This window comes from Streptomyces pactum (assembly GCF_016031615.1).
Lineage (GTDB): Bacteria > Actinomycetota > Actinomycetes > Streptomycetales > Streptomycetaceae > Streptomyces > Streptomyces pactus.
The window spans coordinates 4,510,108-4,527,733 of record NZ_JACYXC010000001.1 but is presented as its reverse complement, the minus strand read 5'-3'; the positions used below and the strand labels follow the sequence as shown (position 1 = coordinate 4,527,733).

Below are 17,626 nucleotides of genomic sequence, written 5' to 3'. Positions count from 1 at the left end.
CCGGGGAGGAGCCGGTCAGCCCGGGGCCACCGGGCCGGCCGGGCCCCACGACGGTCCGCCGACCGGGCGTTCACCCTCCGCGGCGCCGGGCTCCACGGCCTGCGGCAGCAGGCGCCCGGTCACCGTGTCCGGGTCCGGCCCCAGGCCCAGCACCCGCATCGCGGTCACCGACTTCAGCCGGTCCCGCAGCGCCTGGTCGTCCACCCGGTCGATGAGACCGAGCGTCTGACCCAGGGTCAGGTCCGCGCGCATCGACTCGTGGACCCGCTCGGCCTGTTCCGCCAGGTGACGGCGTGCGCGGTCGGCACGGAGGGCGAAGGCCCCGCCGCCACCGGTGATCATCACGCCGCCCAGCGCGGTGGCCACCGGCAGGTAATCCGCCTGCGGGTCACCGGCGCTGGCCAGGGCGAGGGCGCCGCCGACCAGCACCAGCACCGCGCCGGCCGACATGAACAGGGCGCTCAGCCGGAAGGTGGTGCGGGCCTGCCCGAGCGCCTGACCGAGGAAGCCGACGAAGAAGTCCTGCCTCGGATCGGCGGGCCCGGCCGGAACCTGGCCCGGTGCCCGGGGATCGGGCACCCCCGAGGTGGGCACCGGCTGGTGCGACCCCGGGCCGGACGTGGTGCCGCCGGCGGCCGGGCCCGGGCCGGGCGGCGGGGCGTCGGCCCCGCCCACCACCTGCACCACGGAACCGCCGCTGATCACCACATGGTGCGGGCGGTGCGGATCCCGACGGACCCGGCCCCGGTCGTGATCGACGGGTCGGTGTGCCGGGAAGAAGCGTTCCGCTGACATCGTTACCCCCAATCCCAGTTACTCACCGTAGGGGTTCGTTACTCCAGCGTAAGGTCTCATCGTCCGATATACCGGCAGGCGCGCCGCCGTACGGCCACCCGGGCACGTCGCCGCCGGACGGGCGGCCAACGGGCCGTTGCCCGCGCCCCGCGCCGTTGGGGAACGGTCGCAGGCGGCCGCCGGTACGGGCCGGGCACGGCGGGTGGCGGGCGACGGCCGGGCGGGTCGTCGGCCCCGACGGGGAGCAGGCCGACCGGGGACGCCGCGGGCAGGGGCGGGACCGGCCGGGCCGGGAACGCCGCCGCCCGGCACGGGGCCGGGCGGCAGTTGGTGTTCCGGACGGGCGGGACCCGGACCGGCGGTGCCCCGGGCCGGCGGGGGCCCGTCCCGGGGCGCGGCGCCGGGGCGCTAGATGATCAGGGACAGCAGCAGGACGAAGACGAGCGAGACCACCGAGATCACCGTCTCCATCAGCGACCAGGTCTTCAGCGTCTGGCCGACGCTCATCCCGAAGTACTCCTTCACCAGCCAGAATCCCGCGTCGTTGAGGTGGCTGAAGAAGAGCGATCCGGCGCCGATGGCGAGGACCAGCAGCGCGGTGTGCGTGGTGCTCATGTCGGCGGCGAGCGGGGCGACCAGTCCGGCGGCGGAGATGGTCGCCACGGTCGCCGAGCCGGTGGCCAGCCGGATCGCCACCGCGATCAGCCAGCCGAGCAGCAGCGCGGAGACGTTCCAGTCCTCGGAGATGTCCAGGATCATCCGGCCCACGCCGATGTCGATCAGCGTCTGCTTGAAGCCGCCGCCGGCGCCGACGATCAGCAGCACGCCGGCGATCGGGGTGAGCGAGGTCTCCACGGTCCGGCTGATCCGGGCGCGGTCCAGACCCGCCGCCCGGCCCAGCGTGAACAGGCCCACCAGCACGGCCGCGAGCAGCGCGATCAGCGGTTCGCCGATGACGTCGGTGACCCGCTGCACGGAGTCCTCCGGGTCGTCCACGACGATCTCGACCAGCGCCTTGATCAGCATCAGCACCACCGGCAGCAGCACGGTGGCGATCGTGGCGCCGAAGCTGGGGCGGCGCGCCGGGCCCTCGCCCGGGGCGTCGGCCGCCGCGGCACCGATCATCGTCTCGGGCGGGGCGATGTCCACCCACCGGGCGGCGTACCGGGAGAAGAACGGACCGGCGATGACGAGCGTCGGCACCGCGACCAGCACGCCCAGCGCGAGGGTGACGCCCAGGTCGGCGTCGACCGCGTCGATGGCGGCGAGCGGCCCGGGGTGCGGCGGCACCAGGCCGTGCATCACCGACAGGCCGGCCAGCGCCGGGATGCCGATGCGCAGCAGCGAGTGGTTGCCGCGCCTGGCGACCAGCAGCACCACGGGGATCAGCAGCACGATGCCGACCTCGAAGAAGAGCGGCAGCCCGATGATGCCCGCGATCAGCGCCATCGCCCAGGGCATGGTGCGGCGGTCGGCCTTGGCCAGGATGGTGTCGACGATCTGGTCCGCCCCGCCGGAGTCGGCGAGGAGTTTGCCGAGTATCGAGCCGAGCGCGATGAGGACGCCCACCCCGGCGACGGTGTTCCCGAGCCCGGTGGTGAAGGCCGAGATGACCTTCTCCGGCGCGGCCCCGGCGACGGTGCCGAGCACCAGCGAGCCGATGGTCAGGGCGAGGAAGGCGTGCAGCTTGAACTTGCTGATCAGTACGGTGAGTACGGCGATGCCGACGAGAACGGCGATGCCGAGCTGCGCGTGACCGGCCGAGGTGATCGGTTCGGTGGCGTTCGCGGCGAGCATGCCGGTTGCGGAGGGTGTCACGGCGGTTCCACTCGCTTCCGTAGGGGGTGGATGGGCACGGCCCGGCAGGGGGGGTCGGTCAGTCGGTGCGCGCCTGGCGCAGGGTGGCGGCGGCACGGTCGGCGATGAGCGGCGGCTCGGGCGTGATGCCGAGGGCCAGGCCGGTCTCGTCGGGCTGCAGGGGTTCGAGGGTGGCGAACTGGGAGTCGAGCAGCGCGCCGGTCATGAAGTGGCCGGTACGGGCCGCCATCCGCTCGGCGATCAGGTCCCGGTCGCCGGTGAGGTGGAGGAAGAACAGGCCGGGCGCGGCGGCCCGCAGCCGGTCCCGGTAGGAACGCTTGAGCGCGGAACAGCTGACCACTCCGCCGGTTGACCGGTGGTCCCGTGCCCAGGCGCCGATGGCGTCCAGCCAGGGCAGCCGGTCGGCGTCGTCGAGCGGGGTCCCGGCGGACATCTTGGCGATGTTCGCCGGGGAGTGGAAGGCGTCCCCCTCGGCGTACGGGACGCCGAGGCGGTCCGCCAGCAGCGCGCCGACGGTGGACTTGCCCGTACCGGACACCCCCATGACGACGACGACCCGGTCTGCGTGCATGGAACACCTCACTGTCTCGCCGGCGGGGGACCTCCTCGTCCCGCGCCGCGCACACTCAACCTCAGTGATACGACGTATTCAAGAGTCTGTGATGCAAAAGTCATACTTATTGGCTCGCAGGCGGGCCGCGTAGGCTGACCACCATGGAGACCCAGGGGGCCGGGTCCGCCGCGGGCGCCGGGCGGAACACGACGGAAGCGGGCGCGGGCGGACTGCACGCCCGGTTGCTGTCATCCCTGGGACCGGCCATCACAGCGGGCGACTACCCACCGGGCACGGTCTTGCGAACCGACGAACTGGAAGAACGGTTCGCCGTCTCCCGCACCGTGGTGCGGGAGGCCGTACGGGTGCTGGAGTCCATGCACCTGGTGGAGTCCCGGCGCCGGGTCGGGGTGACGGTGCGCCCGCCCGACGAGTGGAACGTCTTCGACCCGCAGGTGATCCGCTGGCGGCTGGCCGGCGGCGACCGCCCCCGCCAGCTGCGCTCGCTGACCGTGCTGCGCTGCGCGGTGGAGCCGATGGCCGCGGCGCTCGCGGCCGGGCTCGCCACCCCCGAGCACTGTGCGGAGCTGACCGAGCACGCCCTGGGGATGGTGGCCACCTCCCGCGGCCAGCAGCTCGACGCGTACCTGGTGCACGACATCGCCTTCCACCGGGTGATCCTCCGGGCGTCCGGCAACGAGATGTTCGCCCGGCTCGGCGACGTGGTCGCCGAGGTGCTGACCGGCCGCACCGAGCACCAGGTGATGTTCACCGACCCCGACCCGGCGGCGGTCACCCTGCACGTACGGGTCGCGGAGGCGGTCCGGGAGCGGGACGCCGCGGCGGCGGAGCGGTACACCCGGGAGATCACCACCGGGGCGATGGCGGAACTGGACATCCTGGCGCCCTGAGCCCCCGGGCGCGCTCCCCTGAGGCAGCCCGGGGCCCCTCCGCGTGCGGGTGCCTACGCGGCGGGGGCCGGTCGTACGCGGCGGGACCCGTACGGGGCGGGCCGGGCCCGGAGCCGTACACCCACGAAGCCCGTACGGGGCGGGGCCGGACCCGTACGGGGCGCGGACCGTTCGCGGCGGGGCCCGGACCCTACGCGTCGGAGGCGGGAGCCGTACGGGAGAGGCGGGGTGCCGCGCGGGGCCGGGGCCGGGGCGGGCCGAAACGGAGGGGCCGCCGGGGGGCGAGTTGGCCGGCACGGCGGGAACGGCCCGGCATCTGGTGAGTTCGGCCACTTTTGCCCACCGGAAGCCCGACGCGCCTTTACGGGGGCGGGTTCGGGCCGCAACCTGGACGGCGGCGGGGGAGGCACCGAATAGCGCGACGCCGCGATGTACCGGTGCGGCGACGCGACGGCGTACCTGGCGCACGACGCGCGCCCCCGGCCGACCACCTCGCCGCCCCGACGGGCGTCGCACCGAGCGAGAGAGTCACACCATGACGGACATCACCGCACCCCGGATGCTCGCCCGCACCGGCGGCCCCTCCGACGGCCCCACGCTCGTCGAGCACCTCGCCGGGTGGACGCTCGTGGTGGTCGTCGCCATGCTCGTCACCCGCCTCGGGCTCTTCTGACCCATCCGCCCGTCCGCAAACCCGGTCCGGCGGTCCGGTCGCGAGGGGACGGTCACGCGGCCGGACCGCCGTGACGGCCCGCACCGGGCCGTACCGACCGCACGGGCCGTACCGAGTGCACGACGGTCGCGGTGATCCGGCCGGTCCCGACGATCCGGCCGGGCACGCCGGAACGGCCCCGGCACGCCGGACGGCCGGCGGGCCGGGGGCCGGATCCGCCCGGGCGGACGACCACGGTTCACCGGTCCGTACCCCTGGTACATTCCGTTGATCCAGGGGTGCCGGGCGCCGTGCGCGGGCACCGCTTAGACCGAACGACGAGGTGAGCGGCGATGTCCGACGCGGTGACGTCCGACGCCCGGAACTGGCTGGACAAGGCGGCGATCGACCGGTCCGTCGGTGAGCTGCGCCCGGACTACCGCGCGCTCCTGATCGTCGCGGAGGGACTGCGGCCGGGCCCCTCCGACGCCACCAGCGAGGCCCGGCTCGCCGCCGCCGAGGCCACGGTCCGCGAGCGGGTCCGGCGTGCCGAGGCGGGGGACGGCGCACCGGTGGCCGAGCATCCGCACCTGGTCGCCTGGCGGGAGGCGTTCCGCGCGTTCGGCGCCAAGCCACAGCGCACCCGGCCCAGCGCGGACGCGCTGCTCCGCCGGGCCGACGCCGGTCTGCCCCGCGTGGACCGGATCACCGACGTGTACAACGCGGTCTCGGTCGCCCATGTGCTGCCCATCGGCGGCGAGGACCTGGACCGGTACGCCGGGCCCGCGCTGCTCACCCGGGCGGACGGCACGGAGGAGTTCGACACCACCGCCGCCGGGGAGCCGGTGGTCGAGCACCCGGCGCCGGGCGAGGTGATCTGGCGTGACGACGCCGGGGTGACCTGCCGCCGCTGGAACTGGCGGCAGTGCACCCGGACCCGGCTCACCCTCGACACCACCCGCGCGGTCTTCATCCTCGACGCGCTCGGCGCGCTGGACGACCGGGCGCTGACCGCCGCCGGGGACGCGCTGTGCGAGGGACTGACGGCGCTCGCCCCGGACGTGGCGCTGACCACCCGGCTGCTCTAGCCGACCACCCGGCCTCCAGGCCGGCCGACCGGCTGCCGGGCCGGCCGCCCGGCCGCGGAACCGATCGCCGGCGGGGACCACCCACATCCCGGGACCGCCCGCAGGAACCGCCCGCGTCCCGAAGACCGTCCGCCTGGACCGCCCGCAGGAACCGCCCGCACCCCGAAGACCGTCCGCCTGGACCGCCCGCGGGAACCGCCCGCACCCCGGTACCGGCCGCCCGGTCAGAACAGCGTCTGCTGACCCGGCACCGGGGGCTCCGTCCCGTCGAACAGCGGCGGTTCCTGGAGCAGCGGTGCGATCCGCCGGGACCCGGGGCAGGACACCAGGTCGAAGCCGGACCGGCGGCCGGGCGGGTCGTGACGGGCGAAGCGCCCCCCGACGACCGCGATCCGGCGCGTACAGACGGGGCAGGCGCGGCGCGGCGAGGACATACCGCCATTCTCGCAGCCGCGCCCCGGCCCCGCCCGGCCTCCGCGCGAAGCCGCCGGCCCCGGGACCGCCGCCGGACCGACGGGACCGGCGGGACCGACGGGACCGGCGGACCGGCGGCGTCCGGCGGACCCCGGACGGTCAGCGGGCGTCGTCGGGGACGTGGGTGCCCCAGACCTCCCGGAGCGCGCCGCACACCTCGCCGACGGTGGCCCGGGCCGCCAGCGCCTCCTTCATCGGCGGGAGCAGGTTGGCGGTGCCCGGCGCGGACCCGGCGGCCTCGCGGACCGCCGCCAGCGCCCGGTCCACCGCCGGTCCGTCCCGCCGGGCCCGCAGCTCGGCCAGCCGGCGCACCTGCCGGGCCTCGGTCTCCGGGTCCACCCGCAGGGGCTGGTACCGCTCGTCCTCCGGGCCCCGGAAGCGGTTGACCCCGACCACCACCCGCTCCCCGGACTCGGTCTGCCGCGCGATCCGGTAGGCGTTCCGTTCGATCTCCGCCTTCTGGAAGCCCTGTTCGATGGCCGCGACCGCGCCGCCCAGCTCGTCCACCCGGCGCATCAGGGCCACCGCCGCCTCCTCCAGCGCGTCGGTGAGGGACTCCACCGCGTAGGACCCGGCGAACGGGTCAACGGTGGCCGTCACATCGGTCTCGTGGGCCAGTACCTGCTGGGTGCGGAGCGCCAGCCGGGCGGAGTTCTCGGTGGGCAGCGCGAGCGCCTCGTCGAAGGCGTTGGTGTGCAGCGACTGGGTGCCGCCGAGCACCGCGGCCAGCGCCTGCACGGTGACCCGCACCAGGTTCACCTGCGGCTGCTGGGCGGTGAGCTGGACCCCGGCGGTCTGGGTGTGGAAGCGGAGCATCAGCGACCTGGGGTCCCGGGCGCCGAACTCCTCCCGCATGGTGCGGGCCCAGATGCGGCGGGCGGCCCGGAACTTGGCCACCTCCTCCAGCAGTGTGGTGCGGGCGACGAAGAAGAACGACAGCCGGGGCGCGAACTCGTCCACCGCCATGCCGGACGCCACCGCGGTGCGCACGTACTCCACGGCGTCGGCGAGGGTGAACGCGATCTCCTGCGCGGGCGAGGCCCCGGCCTCCGCCATGTGGTAGCCGGAGACGGAGATGGTGTTCCACCGCGGCATCACCTCCCGGCAGTACCGGAACAGGTCCGCGGTCAGCCGGAGCGAGGGGGCGGGCGGGAAGATGTAGGTGCCGCGCGCGATGTACTCCTTGAGCACGTCGTTCTGGACCGTGCCGGTGAGCGCGGCGGCGGCCACGCCCTGCTCCTCGGCGACCAGTTGGTAGAGCAGCAGCAGCGGCGCGGCCGGGGCGTTGATGGTCATGGAGGTGGAGACCCGGTCCAGCGGGATGCTGTCGAAGAGGACCCGCATGTCCTCGATCGAGTCGATGGCCACCCCGACCCTGCCGACCTCGCCGCGGGCGAGCGGGGCGTCGGAGTCGTGGCCCATCTGGGTCGGCAGGTCGAAGGCGACGGAGAGCCCGGTGGTGCCGTGTTCGATGAGCTGCCGGTAGCGGGCGTTGGACTCCGCGGCCGAGCCGTACCCCGCGTACTGGCGCATCGTCCAGGGGCGCGTGGTGTACATCGTCGGGTACACGCCGCGGGTGTACGGGTAGCCGCCGGGCTCCCCCAGCCGCTCGGCGGGGTCCCAGCCGGCGAGGGCGCCGGGACCGTACACCGGCTCGATGGGCAGACCGGACTCCGACTCGCGCGCCATGGCTCACGCCCTCCCGGCTGGTGCGCCGGGGCCCTTGCCCGGCGTCGGCAGGTGCTGACGCCGGGGACTCTAACCGCGCCGGCGGCCGGATCCGCCCGGCGCGCGCCGGCGCGCGCCGGTACCCGCCCCGACGGCCCAACTTATCGATGTGGTAAGGGATTATCCGATGTTCGCTCCTGTTCGGGTCCGGGCATCAGAGGATGGGGGCAGAGAAGGGCAGAGGGAGGGGTACGACATGAACGGAAGACCTCGGGCGCACCGGACGACGGTGCTTCGCGCCGCGGTGGCCGTGGCGGCGGCCGCCGCGCTGACGGCCGGCTGCGGCGCGGGCGCCACCGGCTCCGGCGGCGAGGACCGGGAGAACACCGACCGGTCGCGGGCCGGGGGCGAGCTGCTGTCCCGCGCCGAGCAGGACGTGGTGGCGGCGGAGCGGGCGGCCGAACGGGCCGCGGACCGCGAAGTGGCCCTGGAGAGCGGCCCGCTGTCGGGCGCCGGGGTGCTCCCCGGCACCGCGGAGGGCAAGCCGGGCGCGGACATCACCACGCTGGCCGGGGGCCAGGCCGGGGTGCAGGCACCGGGCTCGTCCGGGGTGAAGGTCCGGGAGCTCCAGGCCCGGCTGCTCCAGGCCGGGCACTTCCACCTCAACCCGACCGGCTACTTCGGGCCGGTCACACAGAAGTCGGTGGTCGCCTTCCAGCGCAAGCACCGCATCCGCACCACCGGCAACGCCGGGCCGCTGACCTGGAAGGCGCTCAACCGCGTCACCAAGAAGCCGACCCGGGAGCAGCTGTACCCGTCCACCACGCGGCCGATCGCCAAGCCGGACAAGCGCTGCCTGACCGGGCGGGCGCTGTGCATCAGCAAGAAGAGCCGCACCCTGACGTGGATGGTCAACGGCAAGGTCAAGGCGGCGATGGACGTGCGCTTCGGCTCGCAGTACACCCCCACCCGGGAGGGCGCGTTCAAGGTCTACTGGAAGAGCCGCGACCACGTCTCGACGATCTACCACACGCCGATGCCGTACGCGATGTTCTTCAGCGGCGGCCAGGCGGTCCACTACTCCAAGGACTTCGCCGCCCGCGGCTACAACGGCGCCTCGCACGGCTGCGTCAACGTGCGTGACAAGAAGAAGATCGCCCAGCTGTTCGGCCAGGTGCGCAACGGCGACAAGGTGATCGTCTACCGCTAGGCCGCCATCACCGGGCCGAGGGCCCGTACCACCTGGCGCCCCCGGACGTTCCGGACCACCGGACGGAAGGGGGCGCGGGTGGGACCGGGGGAACGAGTCCCACCCGCGCCAGGATGCGCGGAGCCGTAGGTACGGGGGGAACCCCGGCGTCCGCGCGGCCGATGACCAGTCGGCCCGTTCCTTACAGCGTTACCGCGGCCGAAAGTGTCACACGTCCCGGGAAACAACTTTTCTCCCCGCCGTACCGCTCCGCCGCACGGCGCCGCCGAACGGGCTGGGCCGGGTGCCGGGCCGGGTGCCGGGTCCGCGGCCGTGGACGGCCGGGCCGCAGGCCGGGCTGGGTACCGGGGCGGGCCGGTCCGGGTTCGGTTCCGGGCGGCGTGCCGGGGTCACGCGCCGGAAGGGCGCGCCGGGGCTGCGCGCCGGAGGCGCCGGCTCGCGCCGCACCGCCCGGACCCCTCCCCCGGGCGCGGACCCTTCGCCGGAGGCGCGCCAGGCAAACTGCCGGGGCCGTGGGCGGCCGGGCCGCGGTCCGGGCTACGCACCGGGGCGGATCGGTGCCGGGCGGGCCTGCGGGGCGGGTACGTCCCCGGTCGGACGCGGCCGGACCGCCTCGGTACGGAACCGGGTACGCGCCGGGGCGGACGCGGACCCGGCCGAATGCGTACCGGTCCGGACGCGTACCGGTCCCGATGCGCACCGGGCCGGGCCGGCGCCGGACCCGGGCCGAAGCGGGCCGCCTCGCAGGCCGGGTCCGCGGTCGCACGCCACCGGCCCGGGGACGGACATGTCGCGAGCGGGGGCCGGCCGGGGCACGGCCCGAAGACCCGGGGCCGCTCCACGTATGCGGACCTCGCCTCGGACGGCCGCGCCCGCCACCGGCGGCGTCAGCGGGCCGCGGCCTGCGCGTTCCCGGACGACCGGGCGGACGGTGCGGCGGACGGCGGGGCGGCGGAGCCGCTCGGTGCGCCGGACCCCGCCGGGCCCTCGCCGGTCTCCGGGCCGCCCCCGGCACCGGGGCCGGGCGTGGCCGGCGTGCCGGAGGCGGGCGGCGGAGGCTCCGTCGGGGTGGGGGTCGGCGGAGGAGGCGGGGGCGGCGGGGACGGGCGGCCCCGTTCCCCTGTCGCCGTCCTCGCCGCCACCGTCCTCGCCGCCGGGTTTGTCCCCGCCGTGGTCGTGGTCGCCGCCGTCCCCGTCGCCGCCGCGGCCGCCGGAGTCGTCGCCGTCCGAGCCGCCCTGGCCGGCGCCGTCACCGGGGCGGCCCTTGTGGATGACCTGTTCGCAGTAGCGGCGCACCGCCGCCGGGCCGCCCGCGGCCCGCTCCAGCCTGCGCAGTTTGTCGGGGTCGATCTCCGGGAGGTCGCCGGCCAGGTACTGCCGGCAGACGGTCCGCAGCCAGCGCCCGCGCTCCCGGTCCGGGGTGGTCGGTCCGGTGGTGCCGGGCGCCCGGTCGGGGTCCGGTTCCTCCGCCGTGCCGTGTCCGCCGCCCCTGGACGGGGAGGGCGACCCGCCCTCCCGTTCCCCGTCCGGCCGTCCGTCGGGTCCGGTGCGGCGGGTGCCGCCGGTGGTCCCGGCGGAGGGGGTCGCCGGCCGCCCGGACAGCTCGGGTTCGACGCCGCCGTCGGGGCCCCCGTTCTCCGCCGCGCTGACGCTCGTCGCCGGCCGGGGCTCGGCGGTGTTCGGTACGAACGGCAGCACCCCGGCGCCGGCGGCCACCGCCACCCCGCCGAACGCGCAGCCCGCCAGCACCGCGACCATCCCGGCCCGCAGCGGACGGCGCAGCCGCGAGGGGCGGTCGACGACGCGGCCGAGCCGGGCGCCGGCCCCCCGCACCCCGTGGGCCGCCGGGGCACCGGCCGCGCCCCGGGCGGCGGTCCCGGCGCGTGCCGCGCGGAAGGCGGCGACCGCGTCGTCCTCACCCGGCAGCGGACCGTCGGGCAGGGGTGCGGTTTCGGCCAGGGCGCCGAGGGCGGCGGCCAGCCGGTCGGCGTCGGCCCGGGCCTGCCCGTCGGCTTCGGTGTTGTTTCGGCACGTGTCCACCGGTTCGCCGCGGAGCAACCGCTCCACGGCCTCGTTGTCCAACCAGTCGTAGCGGTGGTCGTCGGCCATCACATGTCCTTCTGCGTTCGGGTGCGCGAATCCGTCACACCGGCCGCACCGGCCGTACCGCTGTGTGACTCCCGCTGCGCGGGCACCCCGTCGAGGACCGCCGCGTCACCCCCGCCCGCGCCGCCGAGCAGGTCGGCGAGGCGCCGCAGCCCCCGGTGGGCGGCGGTGCGCACCGCCCCGGGCCGTTTGCCGAGCACCGCCGCGGCGCTCTTGGCGTCCAGCCCCAGCACCACCCGCAGCACCACCGCCTCCGCCTGGTCCTGCGGCAGCCGGGCGATCAGGCCCAGGGTCCGGTCGGTCCCCAGCGCCTCCAGCGCCTGGTCGGCGGTGTCGGCGTCGGCGGGCCGGCCCTCCAGCTCGGTCTCGTCCCCGCCGATGGCCGGGCGGCGGCCGCGCATCCGGATGTGGTCCAGGGCCCGGTTGCGGGCGATCCGCGCCGCCCAGCCGCGGAAGCGGTCCGCGTCGCCGCTGAACCGGCCCAGGTCACGGGCGATCTGCAGCCACGCCTCGGAGGTGATGTCCTCCGCGTCGGGCTCCCCGACCAGCGTTCTCACATAGCCGAGGAGGCGCGGGTGCACCGAGCGGTACACCGTCCGGAACGCCGTCTCGTCCCCGTCCTGCGCCGCACGCACCGCGGCGGTCAGTTCCGCGTCGTCCCCCTGCACGCCCTCTTCCTGCCCCACTCGGAGAAATTGAGGTCTCGCGATGCCGATGCCGATGCCGCCGCCGAACCCACCGCCGTAGTCGGCGCCTATGCCGTAGTCAGCCGTGACTGCCCCTCGAAGCTCAGTGGCCCGCCGGGCCCGAGCCGTAGGGCGGGTACGGTCCCGGCTGCGCACCCGGAGCGGGCTGCCCGTAGGGGGCCGCGCCGGGCTGCCCGTAAGGCGCCGCGCCGGGCTGCCCGTAGGGGTCCGGGCCGGCCACGGCAGGGCCACCGGGGGGCCCGTACGGGGCCGGGCCGCCGGGCTGCGGTCCCAGCCCGGCGCGCTGCTCCTGCATCCTGGTGATCTGACGGATGACCAGCAGCGCGAGGACCGCGGCGACGATGAGCAGCGTCAGCGACACCATGCTCAGCCCCAGCGAGCCCTTCAGCGCGTCGCCGCTCTCCTCGAAGTCCTCGATGCTGCCCTTCTCCACCGCCCGGTCCGCCTTGTCCTCGGCGACCGCGTACATGACGCTGCTGACCAGGCCGACCCCGAAGGCGCTCACGAAGGCGACCCACCAGGCGCTGAGCAGGGCCAGCCGGACGGCCTGCGGGCCCTGCGGGGTGCTGGCCCGCCAGATGTCGTTGGCGATCTGCTTGGGGAACCAGAACTGGACCACCGGGGTGAACCAGGAACCGGCCGCCCAGCCGCTGCCGAACCGGTGCCGGCCGGGCGCGAACACCTCGGCGTTGAGGCGGAGCCGGCGGAACCAGATGACCCACACCACGATGATCGGCACCTGGACCAGGAAGTTGATCACGGACATGCCGAGGTAGAAGTCGTCGGCCTCGTCCAGGTCCTCGACGCCCTGGGGGCTGGGCTCGTCGAGGAAGTCGGTGACCGCCCCGTACTGGCCGCCCCGGGCGATGAGCACCAGCAGCAGGGTGAGGATGGCCACCGGGAACAGCACGGTCAGCGTGGTGGCCAGCCCGCGCCGCAGGTCCACCCCGGCGGCCGGCATGCCGATCGGGGGAGCCGCCGGGTAGCCGGGCGGACCGGCCGGGTACTGGAGCTGCTGCTGGTACGTCCCGCAGGCCGCGCAGCGGCCGTCCGGCCCGACGGCGGCGGCGTGGCAGCTCCCACACGGATACATGTTCTTCGCGTCCCCCAGGGACGTGGCCGGACCACCGGGCCACGCAAGAAATGACGACAGACCGCGCCCACGGCGCGGACCTGCACGTTACGGGCATCGGCGGGGCCACGTCCAGAGCCGGGCCGCGCACCGGACGCACACCGTTCGCACCGTGGTCGCGCCCGCGGGTCGCGGCGGAGGTGTGACGAATCCGGGGCGGGTGACGCTGTAGGAGGTACGGGCCCGCACGCGGGCCCTACCGGACGACGGTCGGGGCCTCTCCTGTGGGGGGTGGCGGCCCCGGCCGTCCCCTTTTTCCCCGGTGTCCCGGCGTTCTCCGTGTCGGCGTTCCCGGCCCGTTGCCCGGGTGGGTCCGCGATGTCCTGTGCTCCCGGCGTGCGCGTTGCCCGGGTCCGCGGTTGCCCTCGCCGCCGCGTCCCCCGCCCGTGCCCTCCGGGGCCGCCGCGGCGGTGTCCCCGGTCCGTCGGCGCCGTGCCCCACCGCGCCACTACCCGGCCGCCCCCACCCAGCCGTACCGGCTGGCTGGCTGGCTGGGGTCAGTCCAGGCGGTCGGCGAGGGAGACGAAGGCCGGCCAGCTCAGCCGGGGGCGGGCCGGGTCCCACAGGCGCTGGGCGAGGGCGGTGAGCGGCAGCCGGATGCCGTCCGCCACCTGCTGCGCGGTCTGCGCCCCGGGGATGTCGCCCCAGACCGCGAGCCGCGCGCCCGGCACCCGGCCGGGTCCGGTGTCCAGCCCGGCGGGGACCGGCCCGGTGCCGCGCAGCACCGCCGGCGACCACTCCCGGTAGATCCGCTCCCCCGTGGGATAGACGAACTGGTTGGGCTGGCCGAGGACGTAGTAGAGGTACTCGTCGTTGAGGTTGACCACCGTCCACCCCTCGCGCAGGTACTCCGCGGGCGGGCGGGCGCCGATCTCCTTGCCGGTCCAGTACTCGATCTCGAACGCGCGGTCGGGCCGGACGACGCCGCCGCGGAAGAAGCCGTCGTTCCACGCCTTGGGCCGTTTGCCCAGCTCGGTGACGACGGCCGCCCGGTCGTTCAGCCAGCCGGTGGCCAGGTCCTGCACCGTCGCCCGGGGCCCGTACCGCTTGCGGGCGGCAGCCGCCAGGTGGGGGTACGACGCCTCCGGGTCGGTGACCATCAGCGCCCGGTACTCGTCCCCGCCCAGGTGCCAGTAGCGGCCCGGGAAGAGCGGCGCCAGCTCCCGCACCAGGTCGTCCACGATGCGTGCCGAGCCGGGCAGGGAGATGTCCACCGCGCCGGTGACCGGGGTGCCCGCGGCGTTCCGCAGCTGGAGGTCGGGGTGGGCCCGCAGCACCGCGCCCAGGTGGCCGGGCGAGTCCAGCTCCGGGATGACGGTGATGTGCAGCCGCCGGGCGAGCCGCACGATCCGCCGCACCTCCGCCTTGCTGAGCGCCTGTTCGGAGACCACCTCGGGGTGCGTCTCGCTCTCGATGCGGAAGCCCTGGTCGTCGGAGAAGTGCAGCGCCAGCTGGTTGAGCTTGAGGTCCGCCATCTCCCGCAGCCGGGCCTCGATCCAGGCGGCGTCGAAGTGCTTGCGGGCGGTGTCGAGGTGCAGGCCGCGCTGCGGCCGGTCGGGGCGGTCGCGGATCTCGCCGTCCGGGAGCCGGCCGGCCGAGCGGACCGCCTGGCGCACCGTCCGGGTCCCGTAGAAGACGCCGGCGTCGGTGGACCCGGTGATCCGCGCCCGGCCGTCCCGCACGGTGAGGGTGTACGCCTCCTTGCCGCCGGGGTGGTCGCGGTCGAGGACCAGTTCCAGGTCACCCCGGCGGGCCGGGCCCCGGCCGGTGGCCATGCCCAGCTCGCCGGCGAGCATCCGGGCCTCGTCGGCGACCTGGCTGCCGGGGTCGGCGACGATCCGGCCGCCCTTCCCGGGCCGCCAGCCGTCGCCCGCCACGGTGTCCGCCTCGCGCACCGAGGGGATGGTGGCGGGCGGCGGGACCCGGCGGGCGGGCGGGACCGGGGGTGGTCTCCGGGGTGGTGGTGAGCGGCGGGGGCGTGGTGGTGCCGGTGCGCCCGCCCGGCGAGGCGGTGGCGGTCTCCCGGCCGCCGCCGTCACCGTCCCCATCACCGTCGGCGCACCCGCCGACGGCGGTCAGCGCCAGCGCCAGCACGGCGGCGGCCCCGGCCCGGGCCGTGCGCCGCCGCCACGCCGCCCCCCGCGCCCGCGGCCCCCACGACGTCCGGGGCGCCGACGACGTCCGGGGCGCCGACGGCGTCCGCGGCGGCAGCAGTGTCGGCGGTGTCCGCGGTGTCCGCGGTGGCTCCGGCATGGCGGCCCTCCTCGATCGGCCTGGTGGCGGCCGGCCGGCGCTCCTCCGGCCGGCCGCCGGTTCCGTGCGGCGGGCCCGGCACGGCGCTCCCGCCGCCCCGGCCCGCCCGTGCCGCCCGTGACCGGCCCGGCGCCCGGCCGTACGCACCGCCGTACGGGTCCGGGGCGGCAGCGTCGCCGGCGGGCAGGCACCCGCACGCCCGCCGGCGGCGCCCTCACGCCGGTGACGCCGGTCCGCCGCGCCGCGCCGCTCCGGCAATGTGCCGCCCCGACATCCGAGCGGCACACAACAGGTCACAGAGGCACACAACAGCTCATGTCAGCTCATGTCAGGTCATGACAGTGATTTCCCTGAACAGGCTTTTCCTCCCCGAAGTTACGGCCTCTCAGCGGACCGCGCACCCGACGAGACGTCCACCGCACGCCGCGTACCCTCCCGTTCGGGTGAAATTCGCGCATGCGTCGAAACGGCCTTCACCTGCGCCGTTACGGTGGCCTCGCTCCTGCACCAGACGTCCCGCCCGCCACGCGCGCCCGAGGAGCCCACGCTGTCCAGCGAAACCCCCGCCCCCTCCTCGCCCGCCCCCGGGCGGCATAGCGGGAGCGGCCCCACCCGCCACACCCCAGGCCCCCGCGCCGGCACCCGCCACGCCCCACCACACCCCCGGGCGCACCGCCGCCCCGCCGCTGATGGGCCCGCACGCGGTGCTGCGGCCGCACCCTCCCATCGGGCTGGCCGGACTCAACGCCGCCTCCCGCCGCGCGGCCGAGACGGCGCTGCTCAGCTGCTGCGGCTCCCGCCGCTGGGCCCGCCGGCTCGCCCGCCACCGCCCCTACCCGGACCGGGCGTCCCTGCTCGCGGCGGGCGACCTGGCCGGCCGCGCGCTGAGCCCCGCCGACCTCGCCGAGGCCCTGGCCCGCGAGCCGGCCCGGTATCCGCCGGCCGGCGCCCGCGAGGCGAGCAGGGCTGCGGCGCGCACCGCGCTGACCGCGGCGCACGCCGAGTACGAGCGGAAGTTCGGGCACGTCTTCGTGATCTGCCTGGACACGGTGGATCCGGCCGAGGCGCTCGACGCGGTGCTGACCGGAATCCGCACCCGGCTCGGCCACGATCCGGAGAAGGAGCGCCTGATCGCCGCCGGCGAACTGCGGGGGATCGCCCGTGCGCGACTCGCCCGACTGGTGGCATCCCCGTGCGAGCTGTCCGAAATGAGCCGTTAACTCCTCTTCTGATAGCCCGTACGTGGCTGTTTGATCACACCTGCGGACCCCGGGCGAGCGAACCGACAACACGTCGCTACGATGGCGAGGGCCGGTGGACCGTACCCGGCCGGGCCCGACCGACAGCGAAGCCGGCAGGCCCCGATCCCGCTCCCGGAGGGTTTTCCGTGCCGGCTGGAACGCTTTATCGCGGCCGGGAAGGCATGTGGTCCTGGGTGGCTCATCGAGTCACCGGTGTCCTCATCTTCTTCTTCCTGTTCGTACACGTGCTCGACACTTCACTCGTCCGTGTGTCGCCTGAGGCGTATGACGAGGTCGTCGCGACGTACAAGAACCCCATCGTCAACCTGATGGAGTACGGCCTCGTCGCCGCCGTCCTCTTCCACGCGCTCAACGGCCTGCGCGTCATCGCCGTGGACTTCTGGTCCAAGGGCCCGCGCTACCAGAAGCAGATGCTCTGGACCGTCGTCGGCGTCTGGGTCGTCCTGATGGCCGGGGCCTTCTACCCGATCCTGCAGCACACGCTGCGCGATCTGTTCGGGAGCTGACGATGTCCGCCGATACGACCCCCGCGAACGACGTGAACACCGTGAACGACTCGGTCAGCCTGTACGACGTGGACAACCCGGCGCCGCTCATCGAGCCGCCCCGGGCCCGCACCGCGAGGACCCCGCGCGCCACCCGGACCAACTTCGAGCTGTACGGATGGCTGTTCATGCGGCTGTCCGGCATCCTGCTCGTCGTCCTGGTCCTGGGCCACCTGATCATCCAGCTGGTGGTCGACGGTGGCGTGACCAAGATCGGCTTCGCCTTCGTCGCCGGTCGCTGGGCCTCGCCGTTCTGGCAGACCTGGGACCTGCTCATGCTGTGGCTGGCCACGCTGCACGGCGCGAACGGCCTGCGCACGGTGATCAACGACTACGCGGAGCGGGACTCCACCCGCCTGTGGCTGAAGGCGCTGCTGTACACCGCGGCGGCCTTCACCATCCTGCTGGGCACGCTGGTGATCTTCACCTTCGACCCGAACATCCGCTAGGCG

The 17,626-nt window shown here is 75.4% G+C and carries 16 protein-coding genes; 7 read left to right on the top strand and 9 right to left on the bottom strand.

The genetic code is table 11. The features are described 5' to 3' along the window. Positions 1-15: 15 nt before the first annotated feature. The 3 genes from IHE55_RS17895 to IHE55_RS17885 form a co-directional block, all read right to left on the bottom strand. Positions 16-795 carry a TRADD-N-associated membrane domain-containing protein gene (locus IHE55_RS17895; RefSeq protein ID WP_197989938.1) on the bottom strand — a complete coding sequence of 260 codons (780 nt, stop codon included), beginning with the start codon at positions 793-795 and terminating at the stop codon, positions 16-18. Between the two features lie 408 nt (positions 796-1,203). Then, on the bottom strand, positions 1,204-2,592 hold the full coding sequence (locus tag IHE55_RS17890) for a GntP family permease (RefSeq protein ID WP_197992081.1): 1,389 nt from the start codon (positions 2,590-2,592) through the stop codon (positions 1,204-1,206). A gap of 79 nt (positions 2,593-2,671) precedes the next feature. Next, positions 2,672-3,184 (bottom strand): gluconokinase, encoded by a 513-nt coding sequence (locus IHE55_RS17885; RefSeq protein WP_197989937.1) that lies wholly within the window; start codon positions 3,182-3,184, stop codon positions 2,672-2,674. A gap of 143 nt (positions 3,185-3,327) precedes the next feature. Between IHE55_RS17885 and IHE55_RS17880 the strand changes: the two genes are divergently transcribed. The 3 genes from IHE55_RS17880 to IHE55_RS17870 all read left to right on the top strand — a co-directional run bounded on the left by IHE55_RS17880 (position 3,328) and on the right by IHE55_RS17870 (position 5,817). After that, complete coding sequence (locus tag IHE55_RS17880) at positions 3,328-4,077, top strand: FadR/GntR family transcriptional regulator (RefSeq protein ID WP_197989936.1); 750 nt, start codon at positions 3,328-3,330, stop codon at positions 4,075-4,077. Between the two features lie 535 nt (positions 4,078-4,612). Next, entirely contained in the window at positions 4,613-4,750 is a 138-nt protein-coding gene (locus IHE55_RS17875) for an SCO1431 family membrane protein (protein ID WP_197989935.1), read from the top strand. Between the two features lie 332 nt (positions 4,751-5,082). Then, positions 5,083-5,817 (top strand): B3/B4 domain-containing protein, encoded by a 735-nt coding sequence (locus IHE55_RS17870; protein WP_197989934.1) that lies wholly within the window; start codon positions 5,083-5,085, stop codon positions 5,815-5,817. Between the two features lie 224 nt (positions 5,818-6,041). Here the strand turns inward: IHE55_RS17870 and IHE55_RS17865 are convergent, their stop codons facing one another. Then, complete coding sequence (locus IHE55_RS17865) at positions 6,042-6,251, bottom strand: hypothetical protein (RefSeq protein ID WP_197989933.1); 210 nt, start codon at positions 6,249-6,251, stop codon at positions 6,042-6,044. A 139-nt stretch (positions 6,252-6,390) separates the two neighbouring features. Then, positions 6,391-7,980 carry an acyl-CoA mutase large subunit family protein gene (locus IHE55_RS17860; RefSeq protein ID WP_197989932.1) on the bottom strand — a complete coding sequence of 530 codons (1,590 nt, stop codon included), beginning with the start codon at positions 7,978-7,980 and terminating at the stop codon, positions 6,391-6,393. 235 nt (positions 7,981-8,215) lie between these two features. Here IHE55_RS17860 and IHE55_RS17855 point away from each other — a divergent pair, with 235 nt between their 5' ends. Then, positions 8,216-9,169 carry a L,D-transpeptidase family protein gene (locus IHE55_RS17855; protein WP_197989931.1) on the top strand — a complete coding sequence of 318 codons (954 nt, stop codon included), beginning with the start codon at positions 8,216-8,218 and terminating at the stop codon, positions 9,167-9,169. Positions 9,170-9,706: 537 nt separating this feature from the next. Here IHE55_RS17855 and IHE55_RS17850 read toward each other — a convergent pair. The 4 genes from IHE55_RS17850 to IHE55_RS17835 form a co-directional block, all read right to left on the bottom strand. After that, the gene (locus tag IHE55_RS17850; protein WP_197989930.1) at positions 9,707-11,278 is read right to left on the bottom strand and encodes a hypothetical protein; all 1,572 of its coding nucleotides are present in this window, start codon (positions 11,276-11,278) and stop codon (positions 9,707-9,709) included. Further along, on the bottom strand, positions 11,278-11,943 hold the full coding sequence (locus tag IHE55_RS17845) for an RNA polymerase sigma factor (RefSeq protein ID WP_197992080.1): 666 nt from the start codon (positions 11,941-11,943) through the stop codon (positions 11,278-11,280). The genes IHE55_RS17850 and IHE55_RS17845 overlap by 1 nt, the downstream gene beginning before the upstream one ends. 121 nt (positions 11,944-12,064) lie before the next feature. Next, positions 12,065-13,075 (bottom strand): DUF4328 domain-containing protein, encoded by a 1,011-nt coding sequence (locus tag IHE55_RS17840; protein ID WP_197989929.1) that lies wholly within the window; start codon positions 13,073-13,075, stop codon positions 12,065-12,067. Between the two features lie 536 nt (positions 13,076-13,611). Further along, positions 13,612-15,009, bottom strand: a complete 1,398-nt coding sequence (locus IHE55_RS17835) for a beta-N-acetylhexosaminidase (RefSeq protein ID WP_307826719.1) — start codon at positions 15,007-15,009, stop codon at positions 13,612-13,614. Positions 15,010-16,056: 1,047 nt separating this feature from the next. On the opposite strand from IHE55_RS17835, the gene IHE55_RS17830 reads away from it, so the two are divergent. From IHE55_RS17830 to IHE55_RS17820, 3 genes are all read left to right on the top strand, one after another. Further along, positions 16,057-16,587: a 2-oxo-4-hydroxy-4-carboxy-5-ureidoimidazoline decarboxylase gene (locus tag IHE55_RS17830; RefSeq protein WP_197989927.1), complete on the top strand. Its 531-nt coding sequence runs from the start codon at positions 16,057-16,059 to the stop codon at positions 16,585-16,587. 167 nt (positions 16,588-16,754) lie between these two features. Beyond that, on the top strand, positions 16,755-17,135 hold the full coding sequence (gene sdhC / locus IHE55_RS17825; RefSeq protein ID WP_197989926.1) for a succinate dehydrogenase, cytochrome b556 subunit: 381 nt from the start codon (positions 16,755-16,757) through the stop codon (positions 17,133-17,135). Between the two features lie 2 nt (positions 17,136-17,137). Beyond that, complete coding sequence (locus IHE55_RS17820) at positions 17,138-17,623, top strand: succinate dehydrogenase hydrophobic membrane anchor subunit (protein ID WP_197989925.1); 486 nt, start codon at positions 17,138-17,140, stop codon at positions 17,621-17,623. Positions 17,624-17,626 lie beyond the last annotated feature (3 nt).